This window comes from Legionella sp. 227 (assembly GCF_043161935.1).
In the GTDB taxonomy this organism is placed as follows: Bacteria; Pseudomonadota; Gammaproteobacteria; order Legionellales; family Legionellaceae; genus Legionella; species Legionella sheltonii.
This window is the reverse complement of record NZ_CP171154.1, coordinates 2,375,346-2,390,551: the sequence shown is the minus strand read 5'-3', so window position 1 is coordinate 2,390,551 and position 15,206 is coordinate 2,375,346. Positions and strand designations below refer to the sequence as shown.

Genomic DNA, 15,206 nt, shown 5'->3' with positions numbered 1-15,206 from the left:
CCGTCATCCCGAGTACAACGAGGGATGACGAGTTTCTTGAATCTCCATAACTCCTTGACTATTATTTAAAAATACCAAATCTCAAACTCAAAACAATGAACCCATTCTCTTTATCAATAGCATCGAAATGGAAAATGATTTTGGTTTTCCTCTCATTGATTGCTATTTTCTTATACCTCGTGATGAAAATAATGAATGCTCCATTAGCTGAAGTGCCTTTATTGATCATTATCATCATTGGAGGCATCCCCTTATTTTTACAAATCGTAGGTAAACTATTTCAAGGTAATTTAGGTGCAGACTCCTTAGCCGCTATTGCTTTAGTCACCGGTACTCTCCTCCATGAATACCTGGCTGTGGCGCTCATTATTCTCATGTTGGCTGGTGGACAAACGTTGGAACAATATGCCATGCGTAAGGCATCCTCTGTTCTAATGGCCCTCGCCGCGCGTATGCCCACTAAAGCCCATCGAAAAACAAAAGATCAAATTGAAGACATCTCACTAGATGATATTCGTATTGGTGATGACATTGTTATCTATCCCTATGAAATTTGTCCCGTCGACGGCAACGTTGTGGAAGGACATGGCATGATGGATGAATCCTATCTGACAGGTGAACCTTATATGATTTCCAAAGCGCCTGGAACTTCTGTGATTTCGGGTGCAATCAATGGTGAATCTCCTTTAACTATTCAGGCAGTCAGACTCCCTTCTGATTCACGTTATGCAGCTATTGTTGAGGTACTTAAAGAAGCAGAACAACGAAAACCTTCTTTACGACGATTAGGAGACCAGATCGGCGCCATTTTTGCTCCGTTCGCCTTGATCTTTGCCTGTGCTGCCTGGTACCTCACCGGGGATTCGATGCGCTTTCTCGCCGTAATCGTCATCGCCACACCTTGCCCATTACTCATTGCCATTCCCATTACCTTGATTAGTGCGATTTCTATGGCGGCAAAACAAAGTATTATTATTCGTGACCCAACCGTTCTTGAGCGATTACCGACCTGTCGCACTGCGATTTTCGATAAAACAGGAACATTGACCTATGGTAAACCCGCATTATCAGAAATCCATGTTGCCCAAAACACATCCCTGAATTCAGATCACATTTTGCAATACACTGCAAGTTTAGAACGTTATTCAAAGCATCCTCTGGCTCCTGCAATCCTGAAAGCTGCTGAAGAGCGTCATTTAAAATTGCTTGACGCCTCTCACGTTTCTGAAAAACCAGGACAAGGGCTAATTGGTATTATCGAGCATCATCAGATTCATGTTACCAGTCGTAATAAATTTCTGCTTAATAAACCCGAATCCGCTAGGGAACTTCCACCTGAATCTCCAGGGTTAGAATGTATTATTCTCTATGACGAACAATTTATAGGCTCATTAGTTTTTCATGATGCACCGCGTAAAGAAGGGAAATCCTTTATCAGCCATTTATCCCCTTCACACCAGTTTAAAAAAATAATGCTGGTATCCGGTGATCGTGAGTCAGAGGTTAGATATTTAGCTTCCCAGTTAAATTTGAAAGAAATTCATGCCTCACAAAGTCCAGAACAAAAGCTTGCCATTGTTCGCGAAGAAAGAAAAAACTCGCCCACCGTATTTATGGGGGACGGTATTAATGATGCTCCAGCACTCACCGCAGCAACAGTGGGAATTGCCTTTGGACAATACAGCAATATAACCTCTGAGGCAGCCGGCGTCGTAATCATGGAAAATACTTTGAAAAAGGTAGATGAATTAATTCACCTAAGTTTGGATACCCGCAAGATTGCATTACAAAGCGCTGTTGGAGGAATGCTACTTAGTGTTATTGGGATGGGCTTTGCATCAGTCGGTTATATCACTCCCGTAACTGGTGCTATTCTTCAGGAAGTAATTGATGCAATTGCAATTGTTAATGCGCTCAGGCTTGCATGGGGCGGCAAAATTAAAATTGATTTACCCCCTGTTTCTGCCAGCTAAATTGTGTCGATGGTAACAATTTTAACTCCAATTGTGCATTTATTTGCACCTGTTTAACTATAATAAATATAGGAACACGAAAATTGGAGGTATTGGATATGAACTCACTCCGGCAGAAAGACCCATATGAGGCCAGAGTTACAATTGAAAACAAAATTATCTCTAAAACTACTGGACAAAATATCGATGCGTTGAAAGTACATCTAAGCCAACAATGTGATTTAGAACATTCGGGGGTGGAAGGAGAAATTATTGAACTTGCCACAGGCAAGATCGTATATAGGTGTCATAAACAAACGATAATCGATCAATAAATTTTCCCCGAAATCTCTCATAAGTACAGATGATCTATGCTTCATATTAATCTTTCAACAAAATATGTAAATCGCTATAATAGCAATTCACTTAAGACCAAGGATAGGACATGCGAAATTCATACGGGTTTGGCAAAAAAGTCGACTACGCATTCGATCAAGCACTTGAGCATGTAACAAATGAACTACAAAAAGAAGGCTTTGGGATTCTTACGGAGATCGATGTATCCGCAACCATGAAGCGGAAACTGAATAAAGACATCCCGCCCTACCGCATACTTGGAGCATGTAATCCCCATTTAGCTCACAGTGCACTGGAAACCGATCCATCTATTGGTTTATTACTTCCCTGCAATGTTGTTGTCCGACAGGATGATAACCAACAAGTCCATGTTGAATTCATGGATCCTGAAGCCATACTCCAATTGGTTAATAAACCAGAGATTAAACAGCTAGCCCAAGAGGTAAAAGCTCGCCTACAACGAGTTCTCCAGGGAATTTAAGAACTGATGTGCCCCTCTGTCAACCCAATTGAATGTCTCTATATTAGGTGTATAGCGTGATAACTCGAGGAACTGTTCAAAAAAAATTATTGCTCTTGGGACTAAGCCAGTTCCTGGCGTCTTCATTCGTAAGTGCTGAGGTGGTGAAACCCATCAGTTATATTGAAGCGGTGCGACTTTCACTCAGTAGCAATCCCCGCATTGGTGCGAGCCAAGCCCAAATTGAATCAGCCAGAGCAGCAATTATAGAAACACGGGGAACCGGGTTACCCAAGCTAGGCATGGAAATGAATGCTGCTCGCAGTGATAATCCTTTAAACGTTTTTAGTTATAAATTAAGCCAGGGCAATGTTTCATTTGCTGATTTTGGTCTGGGGCAATTCACAGGTCCCGGTTCAATTAATGTAAGGCCCCAAGCATTGGATTCACCTGGGTATTACAGTAATTACAACGCAGGATTTAAACTAACCGTACCCATTTACTCAGGGGGTGAAACCAGCGCAAGACTGAGAAATACTAATGCCCTGCTTCGTGCTGCTCAACACGGTGATCAAGCAGCACGTATGCAATTAGCTTATGATATTCTCCAAGCTTATGAAGGTGTTCTTGCTACCAACAAACTCATAGTTCTTGCGAAAGAAGAAGTCGATGCGGCTACCGCATATCTCAAAACAACGAAAACACTTTTTAAGCAATCGCTGGTCATAGAAAGTGACTTGTTACTCGCGGATACTTATCTGAGGACAGTAAAAATATCTTTAATAGCAGCGCAAGCAGAATTGCAAAACCATCTTGATGAGTTCCGCAGCTTAATTGGCCATCAAGAAGGTTTGTATGTTCCAAAACATTCCGTTCAGTTTCCAACAACAAAAAGAACGATTGCCGCCTTGACACAAAAGGCATTCATCCGTAATGCACAATTGCGTGCCATTAAATCAACCATAGAGGCGGGTCGCGCCAATGTTGATGCAGTAAATGCAACAAACAAGCCGCAGGTAAACTTACAATTACGGCAGGATTGGAATGGGAATACTGTAGGTGCTGGACTTCCATCAAATCTCATTGCCCTTGGTGTCAATTGGGAATTATTTAGCTCAGGCGAACATTCAGGAGCAGTCCAAAAAGCGGTTGCTGAGGTAAAGCAAGCTACTTTTCAATTAGAAGATACTGCGAATGCACTGCGTCTTGCACTTATCCAGGCACGACGCGCTGAAGAACTTGCAATGGTTCAATATCAAGCACATCATGCTAACGCAATGCAAGCAAAAAAAGTTGTAGGCCATCTTAGCAAAAGATATGGGCGTGGATTAGTACCACTTGGGCAATTGTTGGAAAGCCAAATGAAATGGGCTGAAGCGAAAAATCAGTGTATCCAATCACAATACAATCAAATTCTTGCGCGAGGACGATTGTTAATGCTAACGAATGAGTTAATTCCATCAGAGAAATAAAATAGTGTAATTTATTGGACAAATGGGAGTTGCTACTAACAAGATGTTTTTACAACTCTTTCAACAAAAATGCATCGGAGCACATGGATTTTGAATAAAAATATCCCAAATAAACCGCTATTAAACAGTGCTGGCCAAATGGCTAGAGCCTTTATTCACTCAAAACTCACGCTGCTCATTATTCTTAGCTCCCTGCTGTTTGGTGCGCTTGCATTAGAATTCACACCGCGAACTTATAATCCTGAAATTGTAGTGCCTGTTGTTGCAATTTCCGTGAGTCGTCCAGGCAGTGATGCTCAGGAAATGTTGCATCAAATTGTAAGGCCATTGGAAGGACTTATGGCATCTATTCCTGGAGTAGATCATACCTATGGCATGGCAATTAATGACAATGCATTAGTCACAGTACGATTTAAAGTAAACGAAAACGAAGAAAACAGCCTGGTTAAAGTATACAATCAAATCAACAGCAATGTGGATAAAATGCCTTCAGGCACATTAATGCCTTTGATACAATCAATCAGTCTGTATGATGTCCCTCTGTTGACAATTACGCTTAGCTCCTCGCAATACAGTTCCATTCAACTGCAGAACATGGCAACCAAAGTACTCGAGCAATTACGCGGGGTACCTCAAGTAGGTAAAAGCTGGGTTATGGGTGCATCACCTTCCGCGCTGCGAGTATGGTTAGATCCTGATAAAATGGCTGCGCATTTCATTCCATTGCAAAAAATCAAACAAGCGCTCGAGATGAATAATATCAGCCTGAATGCTGGGAAGTTGGAGCCTGAACAGCATGAAGTTCCTTTACGTATCGAAGGAAATCTCATCTCTGCGGCTGATCTGAATAAAATCATCATTGGAGTCGATAATGGTAAACCCGTCTTATTAAAAGATGTTGCTCGCGTTGAGTTAGCGCCAGCGGATGAACATATTCGCTCCTATCTCGCCTTTGGCCCAAGCGCCTCGAATCAGCCCACAGGAGTACTCAAACCTGCAGTGACGCTGGCACTGGCTCGCCAAAAAGGAAGCAATGGGGTGCTTGTCGCCAATGCACTACTTGAGCGGTTAAAACTCGTTCAAGAAAGCAACATGATACCCAGCGATGTAACAACTACTGTAACACGCAATTATGGTGACGATGCAAATGACGCCGTCAATACGTTGATTGAGCATTTAGGAATTGCGATCGCTTCTGTAGTACTTCTTTTAATGCTGTTTTTAGGTTGGCGTGAAGCATCTATAGTGATTTTTTCCATACCACTGATTCTCTGTATTGTACTTGGGATAGGATGGATATCAGGACAAACAATTAACCGGATCACCTTATTCGCATTAATTCTGTCGTTGGGTTTATTGGTAGATGACAGTATCGTTGTGATTGAAAATATCCATCGTCATATGATGCAAAAAGCACAACATAACCTCACTCGGTTGATCGTATATGCAGCAAATGAAATAGGAAAACCAACCATCATTGCTACTTTTACTGTCATTCTTGCGTTAATTCCCATGGCTTTTGTTTCAGGCATGATGGGCCCTTTTATGGCCCCTATCCCATTTAATGCGCCGCTGGCCATGCTTACTTCACTGATTATTGCCTATACCGTTGTTCCTTATTTGGCTTATAAATGGCTAAAAACAAAACACCGGTCTTATTTGCACTCAGAAAACCAGATCGTAATTTCCCAAGAAAAGCACCACTTAAGCTTTATACATAAAATTTATATTTATCTTATTACTGCGCTTTTAAGATCGCGATGGTTACGCTATTCATTTTACGTTTTTATTTTTGTTCTTTTATTTCTAGTGATGTTGCAACCTTTATGGCAGTTCATCCGACCATCAGGTAGTAATGGCCCGTTGAGTCCCTTAGGTGTTGAGCTTAAAATGCTTCCTGATGATAACGTGAATACCTTTTTACTTGAGGTGAACTCTGGAGCTGGTTCCTCGTTAGAGCAAACCCTAAAGATTACAGACGATATTTCCAACGTTCTTGCCAAAAATCATTTTATAACCAATTATCAGCTCTTTTTGGGACAAGCAGCCCCCGAAGATTTTGCAGCGATGGTTCGAGGGGATACCATGAACAGCGGCACCCATTATGCGCAAATTCGCGTTAATTTAATTAGCAAACACGAACGAACCATTGGATCGCATGAAATCGCCCAACAGGTTTATGATTCATTGTCTGAAGTGCGTCATACTTATCCTTTGGCCCATATCAAACTTTTTGAAAGTCCTCCAGGACCTCCGGTTCGCTCACAAATGGAAGCAGGATTGTATGGACCAAACTACTATTATCTAAGAGAGCTGGGACAATACATCAGCAATACCCTTTATCCCAAAATCTATGGAATGATTAATATTGATAATTCAGTCACTGAGGATTTAACTGAATACAGCATTTTGATTAATCGAAATGCTACTGTTTTCTCAGGCCTGCTTCCTAACACACTGGCTAACGATATACGTAGTTATTTTAAAGGGGTTAAGGTAGGTAATGGCCACAGACCAGGCCTTCTTGAACCCGAAAATATCATACTTCGCTTACCCAGAATCACGCGAAATAATATTACATCTCTAAAAAAATTGTATTTATTAAATCAGCAAAATCAACTTATCCCCTTATCAAGGGTAGTTGATTTTAAAAATGTAATCCAAGAAAAACCCATTTTCACCCGCGATCAACATCAAGTTGTTTATGTCACAGGTGAGATGCTGCACTCAAGCCCAGCCTATGCGGTAGCAACCGTAACTCATATGCTGCACAATGAAAAACTGCCTCACGACCTCCATTTAACCGTTGGAAATCTTGGCTTTGCAGAAGAGCAACCGCAGAATATTACTAAAAATCAGATACTTTGGCTTGGTGAAATGCGTTTAACTTTAGACGTATTTCGTGACTTGGGCTCGGCTTTTATAGTAGCAATTGTACTTATTTATATATTACTGACAGGGTTTTATCGATCCTTTTTCATCCCATTGATTATTATGGGAGCTATTCCACTCACGATTATTGGTGTATTCCCCGGTCACTGGATTATGCATCAACCATTTACGGCTACTTCCATGATTGGAGTGATTGCTCTGGCAGGAATTGTTGTACGAAATTCTTTATTACTCATCGATTTTATTTTGGAGAACCAGCGAGCCGGATCTTCAATCGAATCTGCAGTCACAGAATCCGGCGTGGTTCGGCTCTTGCCTATTCTTTTAACAGCTTTTGCAATTATTTTAGGCTCCGCAGTGATGTTATCTGATCCTGTTTTTGGTGGGCTTGCCATTTCATTAATATTTGGAGCCTTTGCTTCAACTATACTTACATTATTTCTCATTCCTTTAATTTATTTGGGTTGGTGGAAATGGCGTAATTCTTAGCATGCTCAAAAGGAGCTCCTCATGAATCAGTTAGAATCGACTCAGTTTACTTTCATTAGGCTATAATTTCAGTTAGGAAGGAACCACTATGAAAATATATCTCATTCAGCATGGAGAAAGTCTGGGAAAAGAAATTGATCCCCAGCAATCACTGAGCAAGAAAGGAATAGCTAACATTGAGCATTTAGGGCATTTTCTGAATCATAAAAAAATAGAAATCGCTCGGATATGTCATAGTGGCAAACGTAGAGCCGAGCAAACTGCGTCAATACTAGCATCCAATTTGGCCTTTTCCGGGGAGATCGAATTTCATCAAGGGCTGGAACCTTTAGATGATGTTAACCCGGTTGTAACTGAAATAAATCAGCTACAACATAATATCATGCTTGTAGGGCACATGCCTTTTATGGGCAAATTGGTTGGTAAACTTGTTGTTCACGATGAAGAAAGAGCTCTTGTTGCTTTTGTTCCGGGAACTATCACATGCCTTGAGCGAACGGATGAAGGTCAATGGATTATCAATTGGATTAAACGCCCTGATATATAGAATGGGGTATTGCAAGCAAGCGAATGGATTATTAAATAAATAATTTTTACTGGCAAGGAGGTCTCATCTATGTACAAACAAATTATGGTCGCTGTGGATGATACTAAAGCCTCCACTTTAGCGTTAAAGGAAGCCATTAAACTTGCAAAAAATCAAAACTCCAAACTTCGCGTGATTCATATAATTGATACCTTGTATGAAGGTGATGTCGATCGCGAATCATTTGTTGAACTCACTAGAAAGCAAGGACAGGAGGTCTTAAATTCAATGAAAAAAATGCTGAGTCGTGCAAAAGTAGAATTTGAAATGAAACTTTCTGAGTTAATCCCTTCTAAGGCTGAAATTGCTGAAAAACTCGTTGATGAAGCAACAAGTTTTTCTGCTGACTTAATTGTTATAGGGACCCATGGTCGTCGAGGAATTCATCATATATTGACAGGAAGTGTAGCCGAGGAGGTCATTCGAATTTCCAAGACTCCTGTACTGTTAATTAGAGGTTAGAAAAATAACGATGGACTATCAATTAAAAATTACTCTCGATTTGATAAATTGACTATATTCTACTTCACTTAACTCATTTGAATTCATTCTTCATACCTATTTTTGGAGAAACTGCTGTCTCTTGCGGTAAATTAAGACTCCTTTTAATAAAATCTTAATAATCTTATGCTATAAATTATTAGCCGGCAATTAAACATATTGATATAAATATGACCAAGCCATACTCCAAGCAGCGTATAAATTTCGATTTGTTGACTGATATGGATCTGCCTCGCTATGAGTATCATCGAACCTTGCGTCAGGCAATTGATCTATCTGCTACGAGCTATTCACAACAACAAACGAGTGATGGGGTAATTTATCAATGGGATAATATCGCACCAGAAATAGCACTGGTTATTCTTCAAGAGGCTCAAAAACAAAAAATTAATATCCAAGATGAAGTGATTCAGGGCATGGGAATTGAAGCTTTTCATGAAGCACGCTTGCAACGAGCGATAGAAAAATTACAAAACAATCCAAATTACTCTTTATTTATTCAAAAACTGGCCTTACATAGTACTGCGAACAAATCTACAGAGCTAACTCTAAAACAATTAAAATCGGCAGGAATTGTCAGCCTCGAGCAATTCGATGAAGTATTCACTAACTTTTTATACACACAAAAGAAATTAAGCAAGAGCTTTCCTAATTTCAAAAAAATAACTGAGGAAGATGATTTTTATCAATTCATTACTTTTATAGCAAATGAACCCTTATATGAATCGTTCCTTTTGGCATTTACCCAACATCTTGCTGCCGAATTTAATCAAAATAGAATAAAAAATAATCAGGTTGAAGTTCCTAACGAAATGGATAACAAAACTCTATTAAAATTTTTCCAGTCCATTAGTTATGATTTAAGTTTCAAATTTCCAAAATCCGGCCCCCTACAAAACAATACCTTGTACCTTGAAATACTTCATGACAAGCTAAACTATGCGGTCATTGATCCCTCTGGGAATGAAATTAGCGCCACAATCAATTTTAGTGAACTTGGTTTTACCCTAGACGAAAAAACTACCGAAGAAGAGTTAAGAAGTCATTTACCTAAACTGTTGAAAATCACCTCGCAAAGAGGCCATACCGGGAACATCGCCCTTAATAGCACCGCAGCGTTAAGAGATAAAGGAATTGATTTTTTGGAAAGCGATGTGGGTACTAGTTTATTTTTATCCCATTTACCAGCAGTCGATCTCGTCAAAGACGAAGGATATCAATTTACTCTATATCAGTGGTTAAATCAGGGAAATTTGGAGCGTTTAAACGATCTATTGGTTTCGGGGGCTTGCCAACGTTATAACCAGGAACTTGACGCCTGGATAAAAGAGATGAAAGCCCCTACAGAAATAAATGAAGAATTTCAACACGAGATCGATGCAGTCGGTGACTTAGTGAAAGAAATTACCGCAATAATCGCTACTCTTGATGATGATCCGCATGCACAAGATAAAGAATTAGATAATAAAATAACGTCACTGTTCCTCCATTTAAAAGTCCTAAAACAATTCTATAGCGACACCCCTTTTTTAAATCCTGGAGAAACATTACCCTCCACAACAGGTCATTTTGAACAGTTCATCAAAAGAATTCTATTCAACTCATCAGGTGATAAATTAATTCAATATATACCAGACGATCATGAGAAAGGCCGAACTTGGAAATTAAATTTGGTGAGTTTAGTTAATGGAATAGTGAACAACAGAAATTTTGTTTCGGTTCGTGATGTAAAGAATAAAAACGAGCAGTCAATTTTAACCGATGAATCAGGACTTGTTGTAAACCCTTCTATTGTTTTTAGAGAACAGCTAAAACAGAGGCTTACAGCCTATCTTAAAAACGATGTTCATCATTATCATACCGTACAGAGTTATCAAAATGATAAATTAAATATCACTCCAGCACCTGTTGTTTTTAGAGGCGGACATTTTACTGACTCTGTGGGTGAAACAATACAGTTTGCTAAAAAAATGACGAGAACTGGTGAGTATACTGCGGACAGTCATTTATTAGCTGGGCAAGAAAATAATGTTAAAAAGCATGAAATTCGCTCTGGAACAGCATCTACCCTGGCGGCTACAGGGGTTGCTGGAACACGTTCTGTTACGGATAAATTTGATGTAGCAATCAAATTTGGTGGAATGAACGAGGTAAAGATTCTCTATATCGTTCGGGGTAAGGAATCATTTCATTCACAACCTTTTGCAGAAATTGTAGGCAAAACAAAATTAGGTGAAATAGCTTATACCCACCTGAATCCTCATGATTATATCATGACAATCCTTTATAACCGCCATAATGAAATTCTTGATGTGATCCCTGGAAATTTAAGTGGGGAAATTCAGGAGGTAAGTGAATTTACCAGGGAAGTTATTACTTCGGGAATTGAGTTTTATAATAAGAAACAAGACAACTCGTTGACTTCCAAACCTTTAGTGAAGCTCCCCTCCCCCGGACAAAAACAGATGGCAACAATTCATTTACCTGAAAAAAAACCCTTAATTGATATTCTTCACTCTCATAAAACAGAATTAGCTCCAGCAGTTCACACAAAGTCTGCTCCAAAAAAATTAGACAGCATCAGGATCACGCGAGGCATGCATCAAGGTCATAAAATGCTGTCATTAGAAACCTTGCGCTCGGAAGTAGCAGTCATGAAGCCAATGAGCGAAAAATTAGATCTTCCACAGGGAACATTCAAATTAGTTCCTGGAAGATTAAGCGAGGTAAGAGAGGCAGCAGTAGCTCATTTCAATATGCGGCATGTTTTAACGCTTAAAGATTTTAACCGATGGAGTGTTCAAGAAAGAAAGTTGCAGGAAACTTATAATCGAATTTTACAGCCTAATTTTATGGAAGGGGACATCCAAGAGCAGTTAACACATGCCAATATAGCTCATGAAGAGTGGTTAACTGATGTACTGGTGCCCAAATTGCAAACGGCGTTGATGCTTCATCTCGCAGCACGCTTAATAACCGATTATCGCGTTGACACTGAAGAGGTGAATGAGCTCGCTCAAAAATTATTCCATGACATTCTGGAATTACAGGAGAGCGGTTTGAAGCTAATGACTTTTTGGTCAAAAATTCATGAATCCCTGAATAAAGAAGAAGTACATCACTTTTGCGTGCAAAGAGCGCATGAGCGGATGGAACAATTGTACCCCTCCTTGAGCAAAGACAGTAGCGAGTATACATTCAAATATAATTCATGCTTGGTGATAGAAAAGAATAAAATCCAAAGACAATTAGTCAACAAAACGATGTCCGAGTTTTTGGATAAAAATCTGGATGGTTTTGCTCAAAAATATAAGCTGGAGAAAAAAACAGTTTATCCATTCGCTGATAATCATGATTTTGTTTTTTTAGGCCCGGCAGCAAGTGGCAAGAGCACCATTTCCAGTCAATATATTAAAAAAGAAAATAGAAAAGATTATGTTTCATTGGCCACAGATGATTATCGAGGCATTTATATGCCATTTACCGAAGAATTTGAAAAACAAGAAACCGATCAGGCCTTTATTCGCACCCAAGACAGCGCCTATTTAATCAGTGAACTCGTTGAAGAACGAATGCATGCTCAGAAAGATAAAAGGCCTAATGTAATCGTTGATGGGGTAACCTATAAACCATCTCAAAAAGCTTTGGTCGAAAGAAATAATAATTCTATTGTAGTCTGTGCTTGCTTGGATGATATGTCCCAAGTGGTTAAGCGTTGCTATGATAGAGCAAGACAAGAGGAAAGTGGATCAGCGGATAAAGGACGATATGTCAATACAACCAGCTTACTCCACATGCATAAAACGGCAAGCCTCAACTTATTAGTTCATTGTGCACCGAATACAAAAATTGATTTTTACAATACGAATGTCCCACGAGGCATCACTCCTCCTTTAATTGCTACGGTCGATACTCATGGAGAAAAAACACTCACAATTAATCATAATAAAGGCTCTTTAATGTATTTAGCTTCTTTTTTCAATAAAGCTCGCGTTAATGTAGGGGCTAAAAGTGATCAACATCTCTTTTTAGAAAAATTAAAACAACCCGAATTCCAGATTGATTCATTATTCTCAGTTATGGAGTATGGATTTAAAATTATGTTGCTGGGCGAAATGAACAGTCCCTGTTTAACTATTAAAAAGAATGGTGATGGAATTACTATGGAAATTCTCCATCCAGAACAGCTGAAAAATAAAATTGAAGAAAATCAAGCTGAAAAACCTCTATTGCAAATGCTTTTATTGTATGGGCATCTTGGTGGTTTGAAAGCAGTTCAAAAGAAATGTTTGGTGCATGAAGATATTGATTTAATTGTAGAACAAATAATTGATACCCAATCTCAAACCCAAAAAACCGCTGTAAGCAATGGAGAAATGCCCTTTTAAAAAACAGTTTGCAGCTACAATATATAGAATATGAAATTAATAGATATAATGCATTCCTAAATCGAAAGGAAGATACAATGAATAAGCACTTACTAAAAAAAATTGAGAGAGAGAAAAATAAAATAGAACATTTTATTGATTCTATGCGTGATTTTTTCTCGAAAACTCATGATGAATCTGAGAGAAAGAATCGTCTTGAAGTGTTTGATACTTTATTGCTTTTAGCCACTTATGCGCAAGCCGACGAACTTGAAAATGAGTTTCAAAGTGTATTACCACGTAATGAACGAGGAGAGGCAATCAATTATTTATGTCAGGAACTTCGAGAAATCAATGGCTTTTGTCAAAGTTCATTTAGCGATGAGCATGACGTATATAGAGATTTATTCTCTGAAATAAAGTTTCCTACTGCAGAAAAAAAACACGCAGTGCGCAAAATTTTAAGTACAACGATTACTGAACTAATTTTTGAAAAGACCAATACCCCGTCAAACCGTTTAGGTGCATCAAAATAGTACATCCTTCTTCTTTTTTCTCATTTTCTCACCTCTTCAAATAAAATTATGTTCAAATTTTTTTTATGATAAATACCTGTTTCAAAAAATAAAAATTTACGTTTGAATCCCAAAACCAGATGAGATATGATGACGATTTGTTGTTTCTGTATTTTTTGAAAACAACCATAGGATTAACATTAGCCATTGTTTCTCAGGAGGGTTATTCTGAGTACTTTTTTTAATGCAACACGCATCGCAGCGTACGCGATTTACGCTGAGCTCAAACTTTACCCTTATTATAATTTTGGTTTTCATCTCGATGCCATCACCAGTTTTTTTTGTCATATACTGCGTGCTCTATATGATTTGAGTGCATTTCTATGGCGCGTATTCATTACCCCATTTTATCTTTTAAATCCTTTTTCTTGGCCCAGTGTACCAGGTCATGCCTTAAATCTTATCGATGATGTAGTGGGTTTTGGGCTCAGTGCAGTCAGTATTGCCATTCACCCTATCATTTTTGTTCTCCGTACCTTAATTTCTATGATTCGTGGTTATGATGAAGGAACAGATTACGATTGGGATGGGGGGCTTACCGAAGAAAACGACCTAGAAATGGCAATGACCTTTTGGTAGGGGTTCAAATACAGCATTATTTCTCATTTAGGTATGTGTGTTCGAAAATTCATGTTGAGCCTAGACCTCGCTTATTAAATACGCATGCTTTTCCCGAGCGTGAATCCGTTCACATACTACTGATCGACCACCTGTGCAAATGATCCTGTTTTAAGAAAACTCATAATTAATTGCCTGGTTTTTGCATTATTCATAATAAATGTATGATTGGAGTTAACAATAATCGGATCATTTTGTCCTTGTAAACGCGCTGATTCAGGAGGAACTTTCGCATCATAGCGCCCTGCTATAATTCCGATTTTAATGTTTGGTACGGGGACACGATGTACATAGGACGTTTGCTCAGAACTCAGTTCAGCCAGGGGTTTTATTGGGGAAGTAAACATAGGAAATATTTTGGAAGACAGTTTTGCCATTTTTGAGCCTTGATTTGGGGGTGCCAACATGATGAGACAACCGATTTGTTTTAATTGTTCTTGCGACCAAGTAGATAATGCCTGACGAGTAATAATTCCGCCAAGACTATGAGTTATAAAACTAACCTTCACCCCTGGGTTTTTTTCTAATAAATTTTTAATAAATTGATTTAAAATTATTCCGTGCTCTTGAATACTGTATTTTGGAGATGGATAACTGTAGGAATAAACCTCATAGCCTTGTCTTTTCAAATAATTTTTTAATGGCCACATACTAAGGGATGTGCGCATCAAACCATGGATTAGCACGATGATTTCCCGATGATGAGCCGGTTTAACTTGTGCTGCAGAAGGCACTGCATAAAGTTGCTTGCTGGTATTGGATAATGCGTATGCTTGAACCATACCGATCATTCCAATGGCCATCATTAGAATGTATCGCACAAATGGGTTGGTTTTAAAAATGGTTGTGGTAGCCATTGTTTCCCTTTCTTTAATTTTATAGGGGTCTGCCCCAATTATCCCTTATTATTTGAAGTGAATTAATATAGCAGGTTCAA

At 38.9% G+C, this 15,206-nt stretch carries 11 protein-coding genes; 10 read left to right on the top strand and 1 reads right to left on the bottom strand.

Annotated elements, in window-relative coordinates; genetic code table 11:
* Positions 1–95 precede the first annotated feature (95 nt).
* The 10 genes from ACF8MK_RS10345 (at position 96) to ACF8MK_RS10300 (ending at position 14,230) form a co-directional block, all read left to right on the top strand.
* Positions 96–1,973, top strand: coding sequence for a heavy metal translocating P-type ATPase (locus ACF8MK_RS10345; RefSeq protein WP_392536583.1), 1,878 nt, complete (start codon positions 96–98; stop codon positions 1,971–1,973).
* Between the two features lie 98 nt (positions 1,974–2,071).
* Positions 2,072–2,287, top strand: a complete 216-nt coding sequence (locus ACF8MK_RS10340) for a hypothetical protein (RefSeq protein ID WP_265702721.1) — start codon at positions 2,072–2,074, stop codon at positions 2,285–2,287.
* Between the two features lie 110 nt (positions 2,288–2,397).
* Positions 2,398–2,790, top strand: a complete 393-nt coding sequence (locus tag ACF8MK_RS10335) for a DUF302 domain-containing protein (protein WP_392536582.1) — start codon at positions 2,398–2,400, stop codon at positions 2,788–2,790.
* 56 nt (positions 2,791–2,846) lie between these two features.
* Positions 2,847–4,241 carry a TolC family protein gene (locus tag ACF8MK_RS10330; RefSeq protein WP_392536581.1) on the top strand — a complete coding sequence of 465 codons (1,395 nt, stop codon included), beginning with the start codon at positions 2,847–2,849 and terminating at the stop codon, positions 4,239–4,241.
* A gap of 90 nt (positions 4,242–4,331) precedes the next feature.
* Positions 4,332–7,622 carry an efflux RND transporter permease subunit gene (locus ACF8MK_RS10325; protein WP_392536580.1) on the top strand — a complete coding sequence of 1,097 codons (3,291 nt, stop codon included), beginning with the start codon at positions 4,332–4,334 and terminating at the stop codon, positions 7,620–7,622.
* Between the two features lie 88 nt (positions 7,623–7,710).
* On the top strand, positions 7,711–8,169 hold the full coding sequence (gene sixA / locus ACF8MK_RS10320) for a phosphohistidine phosphatase SixA (RefSeq protein ID WP_392536579.1): 459 nt from the start codon (positions 7,711–7,713) through the stop codon (positions 8,167–8,169).
* A 69-nt stretch (positions 8,170–8,238) separates the two neighbouring features.
* Positions 8,239–8,670: a universal stress protein gene (locus tag ACF8MK_RS10315; protein WP_392536578.1), complete on the top strand. Its 432-nt coding sequence runs from the start codon at positions 8,239–8,241 to the stop codon at positions 8,668–8,670.
* A 209-nt stretch (positions 8,671–8,879) separates the two neighbouring features.
* Positions 8,880–13,097: a hypothetical protein gene (locus tag ACF8MK_RS10310; protein ID WP_392536577.1), complete on the top strand. Its 4,218-nt coding sequence runs from the start codon at positions 8,880–8,882 to the stop codon at positions 13,095–13,097.
* A gap of 77 nt (positions 13,098–13,174) precedes the next feature.
* Positions 13,175–13,612, top strand: a complete 438-nt coding sequence (locus ACF8MK_RS10305; protein ID WP_392536576.1) for a hypothetical protein — start codon at positions 13,175–13,177, stop codon at positions 13,610–13,612.
* Between the two features lie 186 nt (positions 13,613–13,798).
* A complete protein-coding gene (locus tag ACF8MK_RS10300; protein WP_392536575.1) occupies positions 13,799–14,230 on the top strand; it encodes a hypothetical protein in 432 nt (143 codons plus the stop codon).
* A gap of 116 nt (positions 14,231–14,346) precedes the next feature.
* Here ACF8MK_RS10300 and ACF8MK_RS10295 read toward each other — a convergent pair whose 3' ends face one another.
* A complete protein-coding gene (locus ACF8MK_RS10295; RefSeq protein ID WP_392536574.1) occupies positions 14,347–15,126 on the bottom strand; it encodes an esterase/lipase family protein in 780 nt (259 codons plus the stop codon).
* Positions 15,127–15,206 lie beyond the last annotated feature (80 nt).

What these genes read in the sequence shown, in the direction of transcription:
- ACF8MK_RS10295 (WP_392536574.1), bottom strand. Translation starts at nt 15,126, where the DNA reads ATGGCTACCACAACCATTTTTAAAACCAACCCATTTGTGCGATACATT.
- ACF8MK_RS10310 (WP_392536577.1), top strand. Translation starts at nt 8,880, where the DNA reads ATGACCAAGCCATACTCCAAGCAGCGTATAAATTTCGATTTGTTGACT.
- ACF8MK_RS10345 (WP_392536583.1), top strand. Translation starts at nt 96, where the DNA reads ATGAACCCATTCTCTTTATCAATAGCATCGAAATGGAAAATGATTTTG.
- ACF8MK_RS10340 (WP_265702721.1), top strand. Translation starts at nt 2,072, where the DNA reads ATGAACTCACTCCGGCAGAAAGACCCATATGAGGCCAGAGTTACAATT.
- ACF8MK_RS10305 (WP_392536576.1), top strand. Translation starts at nt 13,175, where the DNA reads ATGAATAAGCACTTACTAAAAAAAATTGAGAGAGAGAAAAATAAAATA.
- ACF8MK_RS10315 (WP_392536578.1), top strand. Translation starts at nt 8,239, where the DNA reads ATGTACAAACAAATTATGGTCGCTGTGGATGATACTAAAGCCTCCACT.
- ACF8MK_RS10335 (WP_392536582.1), top strand. Translation starts at nt 2,398, where the DNA reads ATGCGAAATTCATACGGGTTTGGCAAAAAAGTCGACTACGCATTCGAT.
- sixA (WP_392536579.1), top strand. Translation starts at nt 7,711, where the DNA reads ATGAAAATATATCTCATTCAGCATGGAGAAAGTCTGGGAAAAGAAATT.